Annotated in this window: 17 protein-coding genes; 9 read left to right on the forward strand and 8 right to left on the reverse strand. The window is 71.0% G+C overall.

The genetic code is table 11. The annotated features are described in order from the left end of the window. Positions 1-421: 421 nt before the first annotated feature. Positions 422-1,030: a GPP34 family phosphoprotein gene (locus ACFVV1_RS22825; RefSeq protein ID WP_389992038.1), complete on the forward strand. Its 609-nt coding sequence runs from the start codon at positions 422-424 to the stop codon at positions 1,028-1,030. Between the two features lie 158 nt (positions 1,031-1,188). Here the strand turns inward: ACFVV1_RS22825 and ACFVV1_RS22830 are convergent, their stop codons facing one another. From ACFVV1_RS22830 to ACFVV1_RS22840, 3 genes are all read right to left on the reverse strand, one after another. Further along, positions 1,189-2,082 carry a sulfurtransferase gene (locus ACFVV1_RS22830; RefSeq protein WP_389992041.1) on the reverse strand — a complete coding sequence of 298 codons (894 nt, stop codon included), beginning with the start codon at positions 2,080-2,082 and terminating at the stop codon, positions 1,189-1,191. Positions 2,083-2,254: 172 nt separating this feature from the next. Beyond that, the gene (locus ACFVV1_RS22835; RefSeq protein ID WP_389992043.1) at positions 2,255-3,844 is read right to left on the reverse strand and encodes a N,N-dimethylformamidase beta subunit family domain-containing protein; all 1,590 of its coding nucleotides are present in this window, start codon (positions 3,842-3,844) and stop codon (positions 2,255-2,257) included. Positions 3,845-4,027: 183 nt separating this feature from the next. Beyond that, positions 4,028-5,038, reverse strand: coding sequence for a hydroxyacid dehydrogenase (locus tag ACFVV1_RS22840; protein WP_389992046.1), 1,011 nt, complete (start codon positions 5,036-5,038; stop codon positions 4,028-4,030). 488 nt (positions 5,039-5,526) lie between these two features. Between ACFVV1_RS22840 and ACFVV1_RS22845 the strand changes: the two genes are divergently transcribed. From ACFVV1_RS22845 to ACFVV1_RS22880, 8 genes are all read left to right on the forward strand, one after another. Continuing rightward, positions 5,527-6,855 (forward strand): extracellular solute-binding protein, encoded by a 1,329-nt coding sequence (locus tag ACFVV1_RS22845; protein ID WP_389992049.1) that lies wholly within the window; start codon positions 5,527-5,529, stop codon positions 6,853-6,855. Beyond that, on the forward strand, positions 6,852-7,826 hold the full coding sequence (locus ACFVV1_RS22850) for a carbohydrate ABC transporter permease (RefSeq protein WP_389992052.1): 975 nt from the start codon (positions 6,852-6,854) through the stop codon (positions 7,824-7,826). Before ACFVV1_RS22845 ends, ACFVV1_RS22850 begins: the two co-directional genes overlap by 4 nt. Beyond that, entirely contained in the window at positions 7,823-8,689 is an 867-nt protein-coding gene (locus ACFVV1_RS22855) for a carbohydrate ABC transporter permease (protein WP_389992055.1), read from the forward strand. The genes ACFVV1_RS22850 and ACFVV1_RS22855 overlap by 4 nt, the downstream gene beginning before the upstream one ends. 150 nt (positions 8,690-8,839) lie before the next feature. Continuing rightward, a complete protein-coding gene (locus tag ACFVV1_RS22860; RefSeq protein WP_389992057.1) occupies positions 8,840-10,195 on the forward strand; it encodes an alpha-L-fucosidase in 1,356 nt (451 codons plus the stop codon). Between the two features lie 44 nt (positions 10,196-10,239). Beyond that, positions 10,240-11,673 carry a polysaccharide lyase 6 family protein gene (locus ACFVV1_RS22865; protein ID WP_389992060.1) on the forward strand — a complete coding sequence of 478 codons (1,434 nt, stop codon included), beginning with the start codon at positions 10,240-10,242 and terminating at the stop codon, positions 11,671-11,673. Positions 11,674-11,803: 130 nt separating this feature from the next. Then, positions 11,804-13,231 carry a chondroitinase-B domain-containing protein gene (locus ACFVV1_RS22870; RefSeq protein ID WP_389992063.1) on the forward strand — a complete coding sequence of 476 codons (1,428 nt, stop codon included), beginning with the start codon at positions 11,804-11,806 and terminating at the stop codon, positions 13,229-13,231. Positions 13,232-13,458: 227 nt separating this feature from the next. Beyond that, positions 13,459-14,232: a sugar phosphate isomerase/epimerase family protein gene (locus tag ACFVV1_RS22875; protein ID WP_389992065.1), complete on the forward strand. Its 774-nt coding sequence runs from the start codon at positions 13,459-13,461 to the stop codon at positions 14,230-14,232. Between the two features lie 160 nt (positions 14,233-14,392). Next, positions 14,393-15,040 carry a GDSL-type esterase/lipase family protein gene (locus ACFVV1_RS22880; protein WP_389992068.1) on the forward strand — a complete coding sequence of 216 codons (648 nt, stop codon included), beginning with the start codon at positions 14,393-14,395 and terminating at the stop codon, positions 15,038-15,040. A 127-nt stretch (positions 15,041-15,167) separates the two neighbouring features. Here ACFVV1_RS22880 and ACFVV1_RS22885 read toward each other — a convergent pair whose 3' ends face one another. The 5 genes from ACFVV1_RS22885 to pcaH are packed head-to-tail and all read right to left on the reverse strand — an operon-like array spanning position 15,168 to position 20,393. Further along, entirely contained in the window at positions 15,168-16,340 is a 1,173-nt protein-coding gene (locus tag ACFVV1_RS22885) for a 4-hydroxybenzoate 3-monooxygenase (RefSeq protein WP_389992071.1), read from the reverse strand. Positions 16,341-16,342: 2 nt separating this feature from the next. After that, on the reverse strand, positions 16,343-17,527 hold the full coding sequence (pcaD, locus tag ACFVV1_RS22890) for a 3-oxoadipate enol-lactonase (protein ID WP_389992074.1): 1,185 nt from the start codon (positions 17,525-17,527) through the stop codon (positions 16,343-16,345). A gap of 55 nt (positions 17,528-17,582) precedes the next feature. Beyond that, positions 17,583-19,034, reverse strand: coding sequence for a 3-carboxy-cis,cis-muconate cycloisomerase (gene pcaB, locus ACFVV1_RS22895; protein ID WP_389992076.1), 1,452 nt, complete (start codon positions 19,032-19,034; stop codon positions 17,583-17,585). Continuing rightward, on the reverse strand, positions 19,021-19,623 hold the full coding sequence (gene pcaG, locus ACFVV1_RS22900) for a protocatechuate 3,4-dioxygenase subunit alpha (protein ID WP_389992079.1): 603 nt from the start codon (positions 19,621-19,623) through the stop codon (positions 19,021-19,023). The genes pcaB and pcaG overlap by 14 nt, the downstream gene beginning before the upstream one ends. Beyond that, positions 19,623-20,393, reverse strand: coding sequence for a protocatechuate 3,4-dioxygenase subunit beta (pcaH, locus tag ACFVV1_RS22905; protein ID WP_389992082.1), 771 nt, complete (start codon positions 20,391-20,393; stop codon positions 19,623-19,625). Before pcaH ends, pcaG begins: the two co-directional genes overlap by 1 nt. Between the last annotated feature and the right edge of the window lie 4 nt (positions 20,394-20,397).

Genomic DNA, 20,397 nt, shown 5'->3' on the forward strand with positions numbered 1-20,397 from the left:
GGCTTCCGGGACGCGTCCAGTGTGCGCACGCCATGGCCCGGCAGCACTTCTGGCGGGACCGAATGGGCGAGCGCGTCCAAGGGCAGGAAGGTCCGGTCGGCGACCCCGCCCGGCGCGTCGTCCAGCAGTCGGCGTGCCGCCCGCACGACGGCGTCGGCCTCGTCCGGGCTTGGCGAACAGGGGGCCGCCCACGCTCCGCGGCGATCGGCGCGGGATGCAGCTGCCGTCCGTGCTCCATATGCTGGTGTGAGGGGTCGGTCGGCCGAGCTTCACTCCCGTCGGTTACGCACAGCCGATCCGTGCGGCAACAGCGGGGCCACCGATACGGACAGCCGGCCTTGCCACTCGGTGTCATGCAGGGCGCCGGGCCAACCGCTCAGTGACGCATCGCCGCTGATGCCCTTGACGCGTGGAGTCATTCATGACCACACCGAGGGACCTCCTGATCGCCGCCATGGACATGTCGACCAGACATCCGGTGGACAGAGGCGATCTGTCACTGGCGCTCGCGGGCGGTGAACTGATCGACCTCCTGGGCGCGGAGGCCATCAGGCTGGACGGCGATCAGATCGTGCCGAGCCACCCGCCGGCCATGGCTGACCGTTTGTTGGACGAGGCCGCGTCGTCGCTTGTCCGGGAAGCGCCGTACGAGTCGCTCGACGACTGGCTGTGGCGCAGGGGGCGCGGTCTGGCCACGGCCTATCTGGATGCCCTGGAGGCGGAAGGGCAACTCACCCGGCAACGGCACACGCACTGGACGCCTTCCCGGTCCAGTCGGATGGTGTTGGCCGACACCTCCGCTCGCCGCGAGGCGGCCGACCGCTGGATGTCCGATGAACCCGTTCTCGCCGCCCTTGCCGCGGCCGTCGGAATCCGCGACAAGCCGATCGGTGCCCCCCGGGGCGTGGCCGACGACGCGGTGGCGACGGTGCTCGCCGCCGTCGATGACGCGTTGAGGGACCTGGAGTTCCAACGGCAACGGCGCGCCCTCGACAAGGCGGCCTTCGACAACATTTGGCGAGGCGGGTGATGCGGGCGCCGCTCGCCGGCCGTGCGACGAGGGCCGTCGGGGCGCCGCGCGCGACGGCGAGCAGGGCGTACGGCGGCTGACCTCGGCGAGAGGGGTGTGGGGAGCGGGGCGGACACTGCGGGTACGGTGCCGGAGCCCGCAGGACGCGGCCGACAGCGTCAGCGCAGCGGTCCGCCGCTCTTCGCCCCGGTCACGACGGGCAGCTCCGAGGGCAGCCCCCATTCGCTCCAGGACCCGTCGTACACGGCCAGTTTGCGGTACCCCGCCAGCTCGGCCCCCAGCGTCAGAACGCAGGCGGTGACGCCCGATCCGCAGCTGAAGAACAGCCGCTCCTGTTCCTCTGCGAGGGCGCCGAACGCGGCGCGCAGCTCGTTTGCCGGGAGCATCCGGCCGTCGCGCTGGAGTTCACCGAAGGGCAGATTGACCGCCCCCGGCATATGGCCGGCGCGCAGCCCCGGACGCGGCTCGGCGACCGCGCCGGAGAACCGCTCCGCGGAGCGGGCGTCGAAGACGGCGGCTGCCGGGTCGGCCAGGGCCGCGACCACCTCGTCGCTGCCGACGATCAGCCCCGGGCGCGGCCGAGCGATGAAGTCGCCACGTGCCACGGCGGGCGCGGGCAGGTTGTTCTCCAGCGGCCGTCCGGCCTCGGCCCAGGCGGGCAGGCCGCCGTCGAGCACCGCTGCCCGGTCGAAGCCCATCGCGCGCAGCATCCACCAGGCACGCGCGCTGGAGTAGACGCCCACGCAGTCGTAGACGACGACGGTGTCGGAGTCGTGGACGCCGAGGGCGCGCAGCTCGTCGGTGAACCGGTCGGCGTCGGGCATCGTGTGGGGCAGCGGCCCCGTGTGGTCGGAGAGCGCCCCGTCGATGTCGAAGGGCCGCGCTCCCGGAATCCGCTGCCCGGAGCCGCGGTGCGTGCCCACGGAGGCGTCGAGGACCACCAGCCCCGGCGAGCCGAGCCGCGCCGCCAGCCGGCCGACCCCGACCAGAGGGCCCGGGAGCGGGCCGGGAAGATCTTCCCGGATTGCGTACGCCGGTATGTCGTCGCCCACGTCTGCTCCAGGTCCAGGTCCGGAAAAGGGCCACCCGGCCCGAACCGCGCGGCGATCACAAGATCGCAGCGGCCCTCGGCCCGTGTCAACAGCGGTTCGACGCCCCTGGGACGTCCGGCCCGACCGCGCCTGTGGCAAACGGTGTTCACCGACAGGTGCGATATCCATGGCGTCAGCGTGGTGCGGACGCGTACACCTCCCTCGCATTGTCCCTGGGCTTCGGCTTGCTCCGGCCGCACGGGCCCGCCGCGAACGCGTGGAGCAGATTCTCCGTGGCGCGGGTGACGAAAGCCCCCGTACGGGCGTCCATGCCGTGGTTCCGTCCGTTCTCGCGGCTGCCCGCCATCAGGGCCTCGACCCACCGCATCGTCCCGGAGGCGAAGACACCCGCTCCGCTCGGCACGGTGTAGTAGGCGGAGTCGGCATGACTGTATTTGCCCGCGCAGACGAGAGGGGAGTGGGCGATGATTTCGAGCGGGGCCGGGGTGGGCATGCCCGGAGTGACCCGGTCGTACTCCACCCCGACCAGGTGGTCGAAGGAGTCGCCTCGCTTCACGCCCGTCCCCTCGAAGAGCCAGTGGTCGCTCCGGTCGACGACATACGGGGCGTCCACGGGATAGCCCTCGTAGAGGACACCGGTCAGGGAGGACTCGGGGGAGGCGCCGGGCGGCCGGCGGAAGTCGTTGGTCGGCATGTCCGTGTGTTTGGCGAGGTACGGGTCGTTCCGGTAATCCGTCTTGTAACAGACGACAGTGCGGTCGGCGCCGGTGGCGTCCGGCTCCAGCCTGATCCTGCGGTAGCAGGCGTTGGCGCCGAGGAAGGCCACGTTGGTGCCCGCGTCGCGCGCCCGGGTGACGTAGGCCCGTTGCTCCGGTGTCCAGTACTCGTCGTGTCCCAGGGAGAGAGCTCCGGCGGCGTTGTGGAGAATGCCGGGGTCGCGATGGATGTCCGTGCCCGTGGTGTAGGCGAGCGGGATGCCCAGCCGCTCCGCCAGGACCACCGCCGCCCGTTCGTAGACCATGAACTTCTCGGCGCCGTTGCGGTCATAAGGGCGGTCGAAGCTGACGGCGAGCGACCGCGTGCTGTATGCGCCGTTCTCGCCCTGGTAAAGGCTGTAGCCGCCCCATTCGTTGTACGCCTGCCACGTCGCCACGGCGTGCATCAGCACGATCCTGCCCGCCGCGCTTGCCGAGCGGACGATCAGTGGAACGTATCGCTGGTGGCCGTTCTCCGAGTCCAGCCGCAGCAGGTACGCCCCCTCCGGCCACCCGCTGGTGCGGACGTGGAGTGTGCGTCGCCAGTCCGCCCGTACGGTACGGGTGACCTGGAGCAGCCGGGGGCGGGCCTGGACCGACCCGGCAACACGGTGCGAACGCCAGACAAGTCGCGCCTGCGCCCCGTCGTACCAGCCGACGCGGTAGGCCGAGACCCGGAATGCCGGGGCGGTGGTGGAGACGTACAAGCCGAACTCCTCACCCGGCAACACGCTCACCTTGTCGGTGTAGCCCTCGATGGCCTCGGGCGGTCCCATCGAACGGATCCGCCAGTCGGCGTCTCCCGCCCGGGCGCTGTCCCCCTGGCCGGTGGGGCGGCCGGTGCCGGGCGGGGTGGACCCGGTGCCGGTGGTCCCCCCGGTCGCGGAGGAGTGGCAGCCGGTCAACGCCGCGCCGCCGGCCAGTGCCCCGCCCGCTGCCGCAGCGAGGAAGAGCCTGCGGTCCAGCCGGCCGGGAATCCCGGCGTTCTGCCCCTCACCATGCTTCATGTCGCCCGCCGTACCCGTCCCTCAGTTCTGTCACCGGCCATCGTCACCCGCCACCCGCTCGGGGACGACCCGGGGAGAGCCGAACCGGGGACGGGCCGCGTCGTGCGCGGCCGTCCCGGGGCCGGTCCCCGCGCGCCCGCCACCTGCCGTTGCCCCCACCCGGGTTCTCCGGCGTCCGCGACGTCAGGCCAGGGACGCGGCGAGGGCGGGGTCGATGGCGTACTGGAGCGGCTCGCCCCGTACGAAACGGCGGAGTTCGTCGAGCACCAGTTGTCCGAGACGGTGGCGTTCGGCCCCGAGAGCGCCGCCGAGGTGGGGTGTCAGGACGACGTTGGGCAGGGCGAACAGCGGCGAGTCGGGGGAGGGCGGCTCCGGGTGCGTGACATCGAGTACAGCGGTGAGGTCGGGTCTGGCGTGCAGGACCTCCGCCGCGGCTCTCTCGTCGATGAGCGCGCCGCGCGCGGTGTTGATCAGCGTCGCGCCCGGCCCCAGGGAGTTCAGCAGCCGTGACCCGATCACGCCGCGGGTCTCAGGCAGGAGCGGGGCATGGAGGCTGACGACGTGACAGGTGGCGAAGAGCTCCTCGATGCCGACGAGCCGGACGCCCGTTCGCCGGGCGGTGTCCGCGGAGGCGATGGGGTCCGTGGCGAGGAGTTCTATGTCGAATCGGCTGAGGTGGTCCGCGACGAGGCGGCCGATGTGCCCGAGTCCCATCAGCCCCACGCGTGACCGGTAGGCACCCGGAACCTCGGGATTGTGCGGGAAACGACGGCTGCTCGCCACGTCCCTGGTGATGCGGTGTACCTGCTTCAGCCCGAGGAGGACCTGGGCGAGAGCGAACTCCGCCACCGGGACGGCGTTGGCCGCGGCCGCGGAGACGATCGGAATGCCGCGTGCCCAGAATTCGGGTGTGGTCAGATGCCGCACGGAACCCGCCGCGACGAGGACGGCCCGCAACCGAGGGGCACGCTCCAGGAGGGAGGCATCGAGTACGGGCGCGCCCCAGCCCGTGAGCAGGACGTCGATCCGTCGCAGCACGTCGGGATCCTCGTCGAGCTGTTGCCGTGTGAGGGGTGGACCCGGCCGGTGCACGAGCCGGTCGATTCCGGCGAGAACCTCGCGGGGATAGACGTCTGCCCTGCGTTCTTCCTCCATGACCAGCAGTGCTGTCGGTCCGGGTGCGTGCTCGTTCATGTACGTCGCGCTCCTCAGCTCTTTCGGTCACGGGCCGTCAGCGACTCGACCCGCGACGCCTGCTCGGGCGTGTGGGGAAGTGTCTGACCGGATGTCGGAGATTGGCGTGGCTTGTTCAGTGCCTTGATCGGCGCACAGACAGCACGATACATCGGATGACTGGAAATACCTTTAACCTAAGCTTAGTTGCTTCGTGCCTGCCGCGCCGATGGCTGTCGCGAGCGGGTGGGGCTGCCGCGGAGTCGGCCGGTCGGCTCCTTGAACGGCTGAACTGTTGCCCCATCAGGCAATACCTCGGGCCGGCAGTTCCCCTCGTGAGGCGTCGGACCGCTGGGGTGGCGTGCGGAGGTGGCTCCGCCAGGACTCCCGTGAGCCGTCGCGAGATTTTTTGTATTCATCGGACTATTGACCGCGGATTCAGACCCCGGTTAGCGTCCGCTGCAAGCGCTTTCCAGGTCGGCTGTGATGCCGCGAGAACAGGAGTTGTCATGCAGAGATCGCGGTGGATCGGTGCGGGTTTCCTCGCTTCGGCACTGGTCCTCACCAGCTGTACATCCGGGCCTGCGGGAGTGGATGCCAAGCAGGACTCCAAGGCACCGCTCGAACTATGGGTCAGGACGACCCCCGGCGGACCGGGAGAGCAGGGCACGCGCGGGCTCGCTGCCGCCTTCGAGAAGGCCACGGGGTACAAAGTCGAGGTCACAGCCATCTTCGACGACTTCGAGACCAAGCTGCAGCAGCGGGCCGCGCAGAAGAACCTCCCCGACATCGTCATGAACGACGTGACGCAACTCGGCGCCATGCACAGCCAGGGCCTGCTCCGGGAGATCGACCTGGACAAGATCAAGAACAGCAAGGAGGTCGTGGGCCGGGGGCTGGACTCCGGCAAGAGCGTGGACGGCAAGCAGTTCGGACTGCCGTACTCGGCGCAGGCGTCCGCGCTGCTCATCCGCAAGGACTGGCGGGAGAAGCTGAAGCTGAAGGTCCCGCAGAACTGGGACGACTTCACCGCGATGGCCTCGGCCTTCACCACCAAGGACCCCGACGGTGACGGCAAGAAGAACACCTTCGGCCTCGCCGCGCCGCTGTCCACCAAGCGCGGATACGCCTCCTGGTACTTCTCCAACTTCCTCTGGGCCGCGGGCGGGGACTTCATCACCGAGACCGGGCACGGCACGTACAAGCCCGCGATGACCACGAAGGAATCGATCGAGGCCGTGCAGTGGTTCCGTGACCTCGGCTGCAAGGACAAGGCGATCCAGCCCGGTGCCGTGACCATGGACACCCCGCCCACGAACGAGACGTTCGAGGCGGGCCGGACCGGCATGTTCGTCGTCGGCCCGTACCTGCTGCCTCGCTTCGACGAGACACTCGGCAAGGACAAGTACGAGGTCGTGCCGATGCCCAAGGGCCCGAAGGACGCCACCGTGCTTGCCGAGGGCAACTCCGTCTACCTGATGGCGGGCTCCGGGAACCAGGTGGGCCAGGACGCCTTCGCCGACTTCGCCATCTCGGCCGAGGGCCAGAAGACCGGGATGCAGGGCGACACCGCGTTCACCGTACAACTGCCCGTCAACAAGACGGTGAACATCTCCGAGGTCCGCCCCGACCCCCGCTGGGCGACCTACGCCGAGGTGTACCAGAACTCCGGGCGGTATGCGCCGTCCATCCCGAACTGGACCCCGGTGCGACAGACGACCGCGGAGACCGTCAACGCGCTGATGGCCGACTGCGACCTGGACATCAAGACCAAGCTGGGCGAGCTCGACAAGCAGCTCGCCGACATCCTCAAGGAACAGGGAATCGCCGCGTCATGAGTCTTGACCAGGCGGATCCGGCCGCCCTCCCGGCGGCCGGTCCCGCCGCCCGGACCCCGGGCCGCCCGGCCGGCGGCGGTGCCGCCGGCCGCCGCGGACACAACCGCCGGGCGGGCCGATGGTGGACGCCATGGCTGTTCCTGGCCCCGGCCCTGCTCCTCTTCCTGTACTTCAAGTTCATCCCCATGGCCAGCGCGCTGACCATGTCCTTCCAGGACGTCCAGCCCTACCTCGGAAACAGGTGGGTCGGCACCGAGAACTACTCCACGGTGCTCCAGTCCGACGGCTTCCGCGAGGCCGCCTGGCACACCGTCGTCCTCGCCGCCGGGCAGACCGCCGGCTCGATGGCTCTCGGCCTGGTACTCGCGCTGCTCATGGAAGGGCAGGGCCGCCGCCTCGGATTCGTACGCTCCGCGGCGTTCCTGCCGGTGGTGGTGCCGATCGCGGTCGTCGCCGAACTGTGGCGGATCATGTACCACCCGACCGAGGACGGCATGCTCAACTCCCTCCTCGGCATGGTGGGGATCGGTCCCTCGGGATTCATCAACGACCCCGACACGTCGATGTCCTCCATCATGCTCACCGGCATCTGGCGGGGCGCCCCCTACGACATGATGATCTTCCTCGCCGGGCTCACGAGCGTGGACCGGGGCCTGTACGAGGCAGCGAAGGTCGACGGCGCCTCCAGGCTGCAGCGGGTATGGCACGTGACAGTGCCGGGACTGCGGTCGGTGTTCTCCATCCTGTTCATCCTCGCCGCGATCCGCGGACTGCGCGTGTTCACCGAGGTGTTCCTGCTCACCAACGGTGGACCCGACGGCTCCACCGAGGTCGTGATGACCCTGATCTACAAGCTCGGTCTGGAACAGAACCGACTCGGCGTAGGCGCCGCGGGAGCCGTCCTGCTGTTCGTCGCGACGCTGACCCTGACCGTCGTCGTCCACCTGTTGCGACGGAGGGAGAGCAAGTGAACGCGCCGAACGAGACCGCGCTGGGCCTGACCGAGAGCAGGAGCCCGGGTGGACGGATCCTGAAGGCCGTCACCTACCTGCTGGTTCTGATCGTCTTCGCCGGGCCCCTGCTGGCCCTGCTGGTCAGCGCCTTCAGCCACGTCAAGGACCCGACACAGCTGAGCGTCATCCCCTCGGGCGCCACCCTGGACAACTTCCGGATCGCCTTCGACCAGGGCGTGCTCAGATACCTGCTCAACTCGTTCTTCGTGGTCGGCTTCGGGCTGCTGCTCCAGGTGGCCGTCTCCGTCCTGGCCGGATACGCGCTGGCCAGGAAGGTCTTCCCCGGGATGACGCTGGCGCTCGTCGCCATCCTGGCAACGCTGATGCTGCCCGAGGAGATCCTGGCCCTTCCGCTGTCCCTGATCCTCTCCGACCTGCCGGTCGTCCACTTCAACCTCATCGGCACCCTGGCCGGGATGATCGTCCCCTTGGGCGCCTGGGGATTCTCCATCCTGGTGATGACCGAGTTCATGAAGGACGTGCCCCGGGAACTCGAAGAGGCCGCTCGTATCGACGGCGCCGGCGACCTGCGCATCTTCGCGCAGATCATCCTGCCGATGTGCAAGCCCGCGCTCGGGGTCATCGGAGTCTTCGGCTTCACCATGATCTGGGACCAGTACCTGCTGCCCCTCCTCGTCTCCACCGACTCCTCCTCCTACACGCTCCCGCTGGCGCTGCGAACCCTGCGGATCGACCCCGCCGTCACCCCCGGAGTGGTGATGGCCGCCGCCCTGCTGGCCCTGCTCCCCTCCGTGATCGTCTTCCTGTTCTTCCAGCGTTCCTTCGTCCACGGCCTGTCCTCCGGCGCCCTGAAGGGCTGATCCGGCAAACCGGCCGACCGTCGGTCCCGCAAGGGCCGGGGGCCTACGGAACGCCCCACCGCCCAACCAGCCCCTCCGGTCGTGTCCGATCGGTGCGCCGACAGCGCACCGGACACGCCACCGGACGCCGACCACCAGGAGCGATGCCCCATGACCCCGAGCGCTGACACCCCCGCGGCGTACCCGTCCGTCCCCGCCGCGACCACGGCTCCCCCGGTGACCCCGGACACGACGTGGTTCACCACCGACCGGTTCGGCATGTTCATCCACTGGGGCCTGTACTCCCTCGCCGCACGGCACGAGTGGGTCAAGAACCGCGAGAAACTGACCGACGAGCAGTACCAGGTCTACTTCGACCACTTCGACCCCGACCGCTACGACCCGGCCCAGTGGGCAAGAGCGGCCAGAGCGGCGGGCATGCGGTACGTCGTTCTCACCGCCAAGCACCACGACGGCTTCTGCCTGTGGGACAGCGCCCTCACCGACTACAAGGTCACCAACACCCCGCACGGCCGCGACCTCGTCGGCCCGTTCGTCGAGGCGTGCCGCGCCGAAGGCCTCAAGGTCGGCCTCTACTACTCCCTCATCGACTGGCACCACCCGTCCTTTCCCGTGGACGGCACCCATCCGCAGCGCGACGACGAGGAGTTCAAGGCGGCGACCGCCGACCGCGACATCCGCGACTACCAGCGCTATCTGCACGGCCAGGTCCGTGAACTGCTGACGTCCTTCGGACGCGTCGACTACCTGTTCTTCGACTTCTCCTACGCGGGCCGCAGTTGGTGGGGCGGCAAGGGCCCGGACGACTGGGACTCACCGAAGCTCCTGGAGACGATCCGCGAACTCCAGCCGCACGTCCTCGTCAACGACAGGACAGGTATCCCCGGCGACTTCGTCACCCCCGAGCAGTACCAGCCCTCCGGCCCCATGACCGAGGACGGGCGGCCCGTGCGGTGGGAGGCGTGCCAGACGCTCAACGGAAGCTGGGGCTACGACCGCGACAACCTCGACCACAAGAGCGCCGACCTGCTGATCCGTATGCTCGTCGACGGGGTGTCCAAGGGCGGCAACCTGCTCCTCAACGTCGGCCCCACCGGCCGCGGCGACCTCGACCCGCGCGCCGTCGCCGTCCTCGGGGAAATCGGCCGGTGGATGGACCTGCACGAGCGGTCGGTCCGGGGCTGCGGCCCGTCCCCGTACACCGCCCCGACCGAGTGCCGGTACACCCAGCGCGGCGACCGCCTCTACGTCCACCTGTTCGCCTGGCCGTTGCGCCATCTGCACCTGCCGGGGCTCGCCGGCCGGGTGCGTTACGCGCAGTTGCTCAACGACGCGTCCGAGATCACCCAGGTCCATATCGACGCGGACCGGCCCGCGGTCAACACCGAGATGGGCGGGCAGCCCGCCGGAACGCTCACGCTCCAGATCCCCGTCCAGCGCCCCGACACCCCCGTGCCCGTCATCGAGCTGTACCTGGACACACCGGACGGCCGGGCCGAGGGCTGAGACAGGTTCCGGCCCCGGTCCACCACCTCACTCACGGAGGCACCATGCAACGCCGCACGTTCCTGATGGGTACCGCGGCAGGGGCAGCGCTGGTCGCTGCCCCTGCCGGCGGTCTCCTGACCGCGAGCGCGACGGCGGCCCCGGCCGCCGTCGACTCGCTCGACCAGCTCCAGGCCGCGATCGACCAGGCCCTGCCCGGCGACCGGATCGTCGTGGCCGACGGCAGGTACACCGTCCCGCCGGACCGGCCCCTCACCATCCGGAACAAGCAGGGCACCGAACGTGCGCCCGTGACCATCGTCGCCCGGTCCCGCGGCGGCGTCGTCCTCGACGGCGGACACAGCTTCGTCTTCGACGAGTCCAGCCACGTCACCGTCAGCGGCTTCTCCTTCCGCCAGAGCAGCACCCTGGAGATCCCCGAGAGCTGCTCGCACATCAGGCTCACCCGCAACGACTTCCAGCTCGCCGACATCGAGGGCCTGCACTGGGTGATGGTGCGTGCGGACGACAGCGAGATCGACCACAACCACTTCCACGGCAAGTCCACGCTCGGCATCTACCTCGGTGTCGAGGGCGCGGGCACGGAGGAGATGGCCCAGCGCGTCCACATCCACAGGAACTACTTCTCCGACCACAGTTTCACCGGTGACAACGGCGGTGAGCCGATCCGGCTCGGCGTCAGCCCCCGGGCGCTGTCCAGCGCCCACGCGGTCGTGGAGTACAACCTGTTCGAGCGGGCCAACGGCGACCCGGAGGCGATTTCCGTCAAGAGCTCGGACAACGTCATCCGGTACAACACCATCCGCGACAGCTTCGGCGGGATCGTCCTGCGGCACGGCAACCGCAACCGGGTGGACGGCAACCATCTCGTCAGCGGCACGGAAGGTCTGCGGATCTACGGCAACGACCACCTGATCGTCAACAACTACCTCGCCGGACTGTCCGGGCGGGCCCTGGTGATCGGCAGCGGTTCGGAGCGCGACCACGTTCCCGGAGAGCCGGCCGCCGAGCGCCGCGGCAACGACGCACCCGACCGGGTCGTCATCGCGTACAACACCCTGCTGAACAACGGGCAGACGCTCTCCGGGGAGAGCCAACGCCCCCACGAGCCGCGGGACGTGACCGTCGCCGACAACCTGCTCGTCGCGGACTCGGGTGAACTGGTCGCGATGGCGAACACGGTACGTTTCACCTGGTCCGGCAACATCCTGTGGGGTGCGGCCGCCGACGGCAACATCCCGGCCGGTGGCTACACCCGTATCGACCCGAAGCTGCTCACAGGCCCGGACGGCATCGCCCGGCCGGCCCCGGACAGCCCGGTGATCGACGCGGGCACGCTCAGGTGGCCGCCCGTCACCCACGACATCGACGGGGACCCGCGCGGGCGGGCCCGGGACGTGGGCGCCGACGAGTACGCGAACAGGCCGCCCAGGCGCAGGCCGCTGACCCCGGCCGACGTCGGCCCCTACGCTCGCTGAGCACGCCCACGAGCGGGGACAGCCGGCCCGGTCCGCCTCCGGCTGTCCCCACCGCCGGTCACCCGACGCGTCCAGCCGCAGGGGCTGTACGGCCCGGCCACGGTACGTTCTTGTCGCCACAGGAGGCACCATGCAACGACGCACGTTCCTCAGAAGCACCGCGGTGGCAGCGCTTGCCGCCGTGCCCCTCACCACCACGCTGTCGGGCAGCGCATCGGCGGTCGACACGCCGGTCGGCTCACTGGCCGAACTCCAGAGCGCGATCAACGGCGCCGCACCCGGCGACCGGATCGTTCTGGCCGACGGTACCTACACCGTCCCGTCGGGGGGCGCGATCAACGTCTCGGGGAAGAACGGCACGAGCGCCGCGCCGATCACCATCGTCTCGAAAACCCGCGGCGGTGCCGTGCTGCGAGGCGAACGCAGCTTCGTCTTCGACAGCTCCAGCAACATCACCGTCAGTGGCTTCGCCTTCCGGCAGAGCACCACGATGGAACTCCCGGCGAACTGCTCGACCATCCGGTTGACCCGAAACGACTTCCAGTTCGCCGACATCGACGGCCTCTACTGGGTCGTCGTGCGGGCGAGCGACTCGAAGATCGACCGGAACCACTTCCACGACAAGACCACCGCCGGCATCTTCATCGTGGTCGACGGCCCCGGCTCGACCGCAATGGCCCAGAACCTCCACATCTTCAAGAACCACTTCTCCGACCACAGCTTCACCGGTGACAACGGCGGTGAGCCGATCCGGCTCGGCGTCAGCGGCCGGGCGCTGTCCAGCGCCCACGCGGTCGTGGAGTACAACCTGTTCGAGCGTTGCGACGGCGACCCCGAGACCATCTCGGTGAAGTCCTCGGACAACACCGTCAGGTACAACACGATCCGCGACAGCCGCGGCGGAATCGTGCTGCGCCACGGCAACCACTCCGCGGTTGAGGGCAATTACCTGATCGGTGGCACCGACGGTCTGCGCCTCTACGGCAACGATCACCTGATCGTCAACAACTACCTCAGCGGACTGTCGGGCCGGGCCCTCGTGATCGGCAGCGGCACCACCCGCGACCACAACCCGGGCGAGACGGCCGAGGAGAGGCGGGGCAACGACGCGTGCGACCGCGCGGTGATCGTGCACAATTCCCTGCTCGGCAACGCCGGTACGCTCTCGGGCGAGACCCGGGCGTACGAGCCCCGGGACGCTGTCATCGCCGACAACCTGTTCGTCGGTGACTCCGGCAGCCTCGTCGCGATGGGGACGACCACCGGCTTCACCTGGCAGAGCAACATCGTGTGGGGGGCCGCGTCCAACGGCAACATCCCTTCCGGCGGCTGCACCCGGGTGGACCCCCGGCTCAGCCAGGGATCCGACGGGGTACTGCGGCTGTCGGCGGGAAGCCCGGCGATCGGCGCGGCCACCCTGGGCAGCCCGGCCGTGACCGACGACATCGACGGCGACCCGCGCGGCAGCACGCGGGACATCGGCGCCGACGAATACTCGACACTGCCCGCCCTCCGGCACCCCCTCACGAGCGCGGACGTGGGTCCGAACGCAGGGTGAGCGGCCACCGGTGACGGGGCGCCGGTGAGTGGGTCCGCCCGACCGCCCCGGGCGGACCGTTTTGCCGTCCTCCCACCGTGCCGGCCCAGGAGCACGGGCCCCAGGAAGAACCACGGAAGAGCCGCCGCGAGGCGACCGAAGGAAAGAGACGTCGTGAGCATGAGGAGACGAGGCATGGTGCGGCGCACCGCGTTCCGGGCCGCCATCCGGCCGGGCCGGGTGGCACCATGACCAGGCTGGGGCTCTGCTCGGTCACCTACCGGCGGCTGCCCGCCGCCGAGGTCGCGCGCCACGCCGCGGACGCGGGCCTGGAGGTGATCGAGTGGGGAGCGGACGTCCATGCGCCTCCGGAAGAGCCCGCCACGGTCCGCGCGGCCCGTGACGCATCCGACAAGTACGGGCTGGCCTGCTGCTCGTACGGCTCGTACTTCCGCGCCGTCCCCGGCGAGCCGGCCGGATTCCCGGCGGTCGCCCGGGCCGCGGTACTCCTCGGGGCGCCGCGGGTGCGGGTCTGGGCGGGCGGAATCGGTTCGCGGGACGCCACACCGCAGGACCGGTGCGGGATCGCGGGCCGCCTGCGGGAGGCGGCCCGGATCGCCGCGGACCACGGGTTGGAACTCGGACTGGAGTTCCATTCGAAGACCCTCACCGACACCGTCGCCTCGACCCTCCGGCTGCTGGACGAGGTGGGCGCGGACAATCTCCGTACCTACTGGCAGCCGCCGCTCGACGCTCCCGACGAGGAGGCGCTGGCGGGGCTCGACGAGCTCGGCGACCGGGTCGGCGCGGTGCACGTCTTCTCGTGGTGGCCGGGCAATCGCCGACTGCGGCTGGCGGATCGCGAGGACCTGTGGACCGGGGTCTTCGACCTGCTGGACGAGCGGGGAGCGCGGCTCGACGCGCTCCTGGAGTTCGTACCCGGCGACGACCCCGCCGTGCTGGCACGCGAGGCCGCGACGCTGCGGCGCGCGGCGGCACAACACCCGGGGACCCCCGGGTAGCCGGCCGCACGCAGCGCGTCCGACCGGTGCATCACGCGGCAACCACCGGCACGGGGATCGTCAAGAGGAAGGAGGTGGACCCCCGGGGACAGACTCGCGCGTACGCGGCCTGCTCGACGAGCGGCCCCCAGCCCACCGACCCGACGCCAGGACGGCAGACATGCACATCAAGGAAACCGACACACTCCTGTTCATCGGTGACTCCATCACCGACGCGGGCCGCGACCGCACGGATTCCGCGTCGCTCGGAAGCGGATACGTCCACGAGATCGCGCAGACCCTGCGCGCCCGGACGGGCACCGGACCCGGCCCCGCGATCATCAACAAGGGCCTCAACGGCAATCGTGTGTACGACCTCGAATCCCGCTGGACCACCGACGTCATCGACCACCGGCCCACCGTGGTCACGGTCAAGATCGGCATCAATGACACCTGGCGGCGCTACGACCGGGGACTCATCAGCCCGGTCGACGAGTTCGAGACATGCCTGGACCGCCTCCTCGCGGAAACCGTACGGACCCTGTCCGCCCGACTGGTCGTCATCACCCCATTTCTGCTCCCGGTCACCTCGGACCAGGAGGACTGGTACGAGGACTTGTCGCCCCGTACCGACGCCGTCCTGCGCGCCGCGCTGGGCAACGGAGCCGACGTGGTGCGTGCGGACCTCGTCCTGCGCCGTGCCGCCGAGGAGCGGGAGGCAGCCGAACTGGCCCCGGACGGGGTCCATCCGAGTCCCCTCGGGCACAGGCTGATCGCCGATGCCTGGCTTGCCGTGGTCGACTCCGTCACCCCGAACCCGCCCAGTTGATCGCGGCGCCGGCCCGACTGCCGGCGGCTTCGGCGGGCACCTCCGTGGCCGCGCCCGCCCTCTCGTCGCAGACACATTGGGCCGCGCGCTCGGCGGGGCGTCGGCCGGATCGGCAAAGCCGGACCGCTTACGGCAGCGGCAACCCCGCGTAGTTCATGGCGAGTTCCGCCGCCGCGTGCGGCGACGCTGCGACGCGGTCCAGCTGGGAGATCTGCAGACGGGTGTCGAACTCGCTCTGGTCCGGATCGGTGTGCAGCGTCGTCGTCATGAAGTACGAGAAGTGCTCGGCACGCCACACACGGCGCAGGCACGTGTCGGAGTAGGCGTCGAGCAGGTCCGTCGAGCCCGTCGCGTGGCGCCGGATCAGCGCCCGGGCCAGGACGACGACGTCGGCGGCGGCCAGGTTCAGCCCCTTGGCCCCGGTGGGAGGCACGATGTGCGCGGCGTCCCCGGCGAGGAACACTCGGCCGTACCGCATCGGCTCGGTGACCGAACTCCGCATCGGCAGAACGCTCTTGGAGGTGATCGGGCCCCGCTCCAGCTTCCAGCCGTCCAGGGCGAACCGGGCGTCCAGCTCGTCCCAGATCCGCTCGTCGGACCAGTCGGCCGGGTCCGTGCCGTTGGGCACCTGGAGGTACAGCCGGCTCACCTCGGGTGAGCGCATGCTGTGCAGGGCGAAGCCGCGCGGCGAGTGCGCGTAGATCAACTCGTCGCAGGACGGGGCGACATCGGCCAGGATGCCGAACCAGGAGTAGGGATAGACCCGTTCGTACGTGCGCTGCACGTCCTCGGGGACGGCGGCCCGGGTCACCCCGTGGAAGCCGTCGCAGCCGACGACGTAGTCGCACGTCAGCGTCTTCTCCCGGCCCTCGTGGGTGTAGTGGACAGTCGGGCGGTCGGTGTCGGCGCCTTCGACGAGGCGGACCTCCGCACCGAAGTGCAGCGCGGCACCGGCGGCCGTTTGCAGGGCGATGAGGTCCTTGACGACCTCGGTCTGCGCGTACACCCACACCTGGCGGCCACCGGTGAGCGACGGGAAGTCGATGCGGTGTGCCCGGCCCTCCCAGCGCAGCTCCACGCCGTCGTGGACCAGCCCCTCGGCGTCCAGCCGTTCGGCGGCCGCTGCCTCGCGCAGCGCGTCGACGGTCGACTGCTCCAGGATGCCGGCGCGCTGGCGCTGTTCGACGTACGCGCGGTCGCGGCTCTCCAGGACGACGCAGTCGACGCCCGCCCGGTGGAGGAGCCGGGACAGCAGCAGCCCGGCCGGGCCGCCCCCGATGATTCCGACAGTGGTGTGCATGGTTACTTCTCCTTCGGGGCGGCGGTCTCGGCGATGATCCGGTCTGCGAGCGCGAAAGCGGAGTTGGCGGCCGGCACCCCGCAGTACACGGCGGACTGCAGCAGCACCTCCTGGACCTCCTCGGGCGTCAGGTCGCCGCTGCCGAGCGCGGCGCGCAGATGCATGTCCAGTTCGCCGTGATGCCCCAGCGCGATCAGCGCGGTGAGAGTGAGACAGCGACGGGTCCGGTGGTCGAGACCGGGCCGGGTCCAGACCTCGCCCCACGCGTAGCGGGTGATGAAGTCCTGGAAGACGGCGGTGAACGGGGTGGTACGGGCGATCGCGCGGTCCACATGGGTCTCGCCGAGCACGGTGCGGCGCACGGAGAGTCCGGCGGCGTGGCGGGTGCCGTCGTCCGACCCGGCCGCGGTCTTTGCAGCGAAGTGCCCGAGCAGTGCGGACAGTACGGCGTCGGGCCGCTCGACGTTGGCGAGGTGGGCGGCGCCGGGGATCTCGACCAGACCGGCGCCGGGAATGCCGTCCGCGAGTTCCCGGGCGTGGGCGACCGGGGTCGCCGGATCGTCGCGTCCGGCGACCACCAGGGTGGGCGCCGTGATCCGGCCCAGGCCGGCCCGGAGGTCGTACGCGGCGAGCGCTTCGCACAGCGCGGCGTAAGCCTCGGGGTCGGTCGCGCGCATGGTGTCGACGAGGGCCCGGGCGGCCGGCTCACCGGCGAACGCGTGGGTGAACCAGCGGCCCGCCGAGCCGTCGGCGACCTGTCCGATGCCGGACGTCCGGACGGTGCGGGCCCGGTCCTGCCAGCCCTGCGGCTCGCCGAAACGCGCCGAGGAACAGACGATCGCCAGCGAAGTGACCCGTTCCGGGTGGTGGACGGCGAGCCAGGTTCCGACGGCGCCGCCGAGCGAGATGCCCGCGTACGCGAACCGGTCGATCCCGAGCGCGTCGGCGACCCTGAGGACCTCGCGCCCCAGGTCGGGGACGCCGCCGCCCGGAGGCAGCAGATCTGCCGGGGTGCCGCCGTGTCCGGGCAGGTCCCAGCGGACCACCCGGTGGCTGCGGGTCAGCCCGGCGACCTGCGGGTCCCATACGGCGAGCGAGGTGCCGAGCGAGGGTCCGAGGACGAGGGGCGGTGCGGAAGGCGGGCCGTCCACCTGGTGGTGCAGGCCCGCGGTGGTGCGGGATGTCATGAGGCTCCTTGTACGGGCTGGTGCCGGTCGGGGGTGCGGGAGGGCGTGTCCGGTCTCACGGCGCCGGCCGCCCGTGGCCGCTGCGGCCCAGCGCGCGGTCGACGAGCGCGCCGGCCGAACCCGGGTAGGCGGTGGGATCGGTGAGAGCACGCAGCCGTTCCTCGGGAACGAGCCCCGCGAGGTCCGGCTCGCCGCGCAGCGCTTCGAGCAGCCCGGTCCGTTCGAGGACGGCCCGCTCGCCCGCGCGGGTCACCGCGGCTCGGGCCTCGGCCCGTCCGGCCAGCGGCGCGAGGAAGGCGACCAGACGTTCGGTGACGATCAGTCCGTGTGTGGCGTCGAGGTTGCCGCGCATGCGGTCCGGATGGACCCGGAGCCCCTCCGCGAGCGACACCGCGGTCTCCGCCATTCCGCCGACCGTGCGCAGCGCGTCGCGCAGCGTCTGCCACTCGGCGTGCCAGGCACCGGGCGGGCGTTCGTCCTCGGCGACGAGCGAGCCGTACAGCACGCCGGCCAGCGCCGGCACCCGGCGCGCCGCGCCCGCGATCAGCGTCGCACGGGCCGGGTTGGCCTTGTGCGGCATGGCGGAGGAACCGCCGCCGGTGCCCTCGGACACCTCGCCGATCTCGGTTCGCGACAGCACCAGCACATCGGCGGCGAGCTTGCCGAGGGCGCCGGCCGCGAGGGCCAGGGATCCGCCGAGTTCGGCGACCGGCGTGCGCAGCACGTGCCACGGCAGTACGGGCTCCGCCAGCCCCGTCTCGGCGGAGTAGGCCGCGAGCAGCCGCACCCCGAGGTCCCGTGCGTCGCCGCTTTGGGACCGCTCCGTCGGGACGGCACCGTCCCGAACCTCGGCGAACGCCGAGAACGCGGCCAAGGTGCCGGCGGCGCCGCCCAGTTGGGCCGGGAGCGCGGACCGGACGGCGGTGAGCCGGTCGTAGGCGTCGAGGACCAGCGCGCGCCAGCCCGCCGCCTTGAGACCGAAGGTCGTCGGAACCGCGTGCTGGGTCAGCGTCCGGCCCGCCATCGGAGTGTCCCGGTAGGTGGTGGCCAGCCGGCCGAGGGCCGCGGCGACCCGGGCGAGATCCGTGAGCACCGCCTCCAGCGCCTTCGACGCCACCAGCATCGTGGCGGTGTCGAGGATGTCCTGACTGGTCGCGCCCCGGTGCACATGGACCGCGGCCGCCGTGTCCACCTCCCGTACGGCCGCCGTGAGATCGGCGACCAGCGGAATGACCGGGTTGCCGCCGGAGCGGGCCCGCAGCGCCAGGTCGCGGGGGTCGAACCGGCCGCGTACCGCGGCCGCCGCCGCGACGGCCCGCGCGGCCGGTTCCGGGGCGAGACCGATCGACGCCTGGGCGCGGGTGAGGGCCACCTCGGCGTCCAGCATGGCCCGGACATAGGCCGCGTCACCCGTCAGCCCCGCCACGGCGCAACCCGCCCCGACCGGGGTGAGCAGACCGACGTCCGCGGCGCAATCAGCCGCGGCAGCGGAATCAGCCGAAGTCAAGGAAGACCGTCTCCTCGTGCTGCGCGTCGCCCTGGAGACGGATGTCGAAGCGGTGCACGCCCGCCCCGTCCGGCGCGGTGACCAGCGTGGCCCGGCGCTCGGGCGGCAGCTGCGCGAGCAGGGCGTCGGCCGTGCGGTTGTTCGCGTCGTGCAGATAGGCCCGGGTGTACAGATGGTGCAGCAGCCCGCGGGCGAAGACGGCCAGCGACAGGTACGGCACCCCTCCCGGCGGCAGGGTCCGCACGGTGAAGTGGCCGTCGGCGTCCGTGCTCACCCGGCCGAAGCCGGTGAACACCAGTCCGTCGCGGCCGATGACCGCACCGGTCACCGGGTCGCGGCGCAGCGATCCGGGCGCCCCGGTGCGCGAGCCGTCCGGGGCGGGCTGCCACACCTCGACGATCGCGTCGGGCACCGGCTGCCCGGCCCCGTCGAGGACGTGACCGTGCAGGGTGATCGTGTCCGGGTGGCCGGTCGGCGCGATGTCGCCGCCCTTCGCGAACGGCAGCGCGTAGCCGTAGAAGGGGCCCACCGTCTGGGACGGGGTGGGGGCCGGATCGGCGCGGGGTGCGCGAAGCGTCGGACGGGACATCAGCGGCCCTCCTCGATCCAGGTGGCGGACGGTCCGTCGAGGACGATGTCCCAGCGGTAGCCGAGCGACCACTCGGGGACGGACAGGTCGTGGTCGTACGTCGCGACCAGACGGTTGCGGGCGCTGTCGTCGGTGACCGACTGGAGGATCGGGTCGTAGGCGAACAGCGGATCGCCGGGAAAGTACATCTGCGTGATCAGGCGTTGCGCGAACGCGGAGCCGAACAGCGAGAAGTGGATGTGCGCGGGACGCCAGGCGTTGGTGTGGTTCCGCCAGGGATAGGCGCCCGGCCTGACGGTGACGAAGGAGTACCCTCCCTGATCATCCGTCAGGCACCGCCCGACACCGGTGAAGTTGGGGTCGAGGGGTGCGGGGTGCTGGTCGCGCTGGTGGGCGTACCGGCCCGAGGCGTTGGCCTGCCAGATCTCGACCAGCTGTCCGCGCACGGGCCGCCCGGAGCGGTCCAGGACCCGGCCGGTGACGGTGATCCGCTCGCCGAGCGGCTCGCCCGGGTGCTGACGCGTCAGGTCGTGGTCCAGATCGGTGATGTCGGTGACGCCGAAGGCCGGACCGGTGAGTTCGACGGCCTCCGGGTCGCCGGCGGGCAGCAGCGGCCGCTTCGGGTGGCGCAGCACACTGCTGCGGTACGGGGCGTAGGCCCGGTCCGGGTGCGGGCGGACAGGACCGCCCGCGGCGAGGTGCCCGGCGTACTGCTCGCGCGCTTCGCGGATCTCGGCGCTGATGTCGCCCTGGGTGAGCGGGGTGGTCATGCGG

It is taken from the genome of Streptomyces sp. NPDC058092, assembly GCF_042884935.1.
Taxonomy (GTDB): domain Bacteria; phylum Actinomycetota; class Actinomycetes; order Streptomycetales; family Streptomycetaceae; genus Streptomyces.

What these genes read in the sequence shown, in the direction of transcription:
- ACFVV1_RS22875 (WP_389992065.1), top strand. Translation starts at nt 13,459, where the DNA reads ATGACCAGGCTGGGGCTCTGCTCGGTCACCTACCGGCGGCTGCCCGCC.
- ACFVV1_RS22870 (WP_389992063.1), top strand. Translation starts at nt 11,804, where the DNA reads ATGCAACGACGCACGTTCCTCAGAAGCACCGCGGTGGCAGCGCTTGCC.
- ACFVV1_RS22845 (WP_389992049.1), top strand. Translation starts at nt 5,527, where the DNA reads ATGCAGAGATCGCGGTGGATCGGTGCGGGTTTCCTCGCTTCGGCACTG.
- ACFVV1_RS22835 (WP_389992043.1), bottom strand. Translation starts at nt 3,844, where the DNA reads ATGAAGCATGGTGAGGGGCAGAACGCCGGGATTCCCGGCCGGCTGGAC.
- pcaD (WP_389992074.1), bottom strand. Translation starts at nt 17,527, where the DNA reads ATGACATCCCGCACCACCGCGGGCCTGCACCACCAGGTGGACGGCCCG.
- ACFVV1_RS22885 (WP_389992071.1), bottom strand. Translation starts at nt 16,340, where the DNA reads ATGCACACCACTGTCGGAATCATCGGGGGCGGCCCGGCCGGGCTGCTG.
- ACFVV1_RS22850 (WP_389992052.1), top strand. Translation starts at nt 6,852, where the DNA reads ATGAGTCTTGACCAGGCGGATCCGGCCGCCCTCCCGGCGGCCGGTCCC.
- ACFVV1_RS22840 (WP_389992046.1), bottom strand. Translation starts at nt 5,038, where the DNA reads ATGAACGAGCACGCACCCGGACCGACAGCACTGCTGGTCATGGAGGAA.
- ACFVV1_RS22880 (WP_389992068.1), top strand. Translation starts at nt 14,393, where the DNA reads ATGCACATCAAGGAAACCGACACACTCCTGTTCATCGGTGACTCCATC.
- pcaH (WP_389992082.1), bottom strand. Translation starts at nt 20,393, where the DNA reads ATGACCACCCCGCTCACCCAGGGCGACATCAGCGCCGAGATCCGCGAA.
- ACFVV1_RS22825 (WP_389992038.1), top strand. Translation starts at nt 422, where the DNA reads ATGACCACACCGAGGGACCTCCTGATCGCCGCCATGGACATGTCGACC.
- ACFVV1_RS22865 (WP_389992060.1), top strand. Translation starts at nt 10,240, where the DNA reads ATGCAACGCCGCACGTTCCTGATGGGTACCGCGGCAGGGGCAGCGCTG.
- ACFVV1_RS22860 (WP_389992057.1), top strand. Translation starts at nt 8,840, where the DNA reads ATGACCCCGAGCGCTGACACCCCCGCGGCGTACCCGTCCGTCCCCGCC.
- pcaG (WP_389992079.1), bottom strand. Translation starts at nt 19,623, where the DNA reads ATGTCCCGTCCGACGCTTCGCGCACCCCGCGCCGATCCGGCCCCCACC.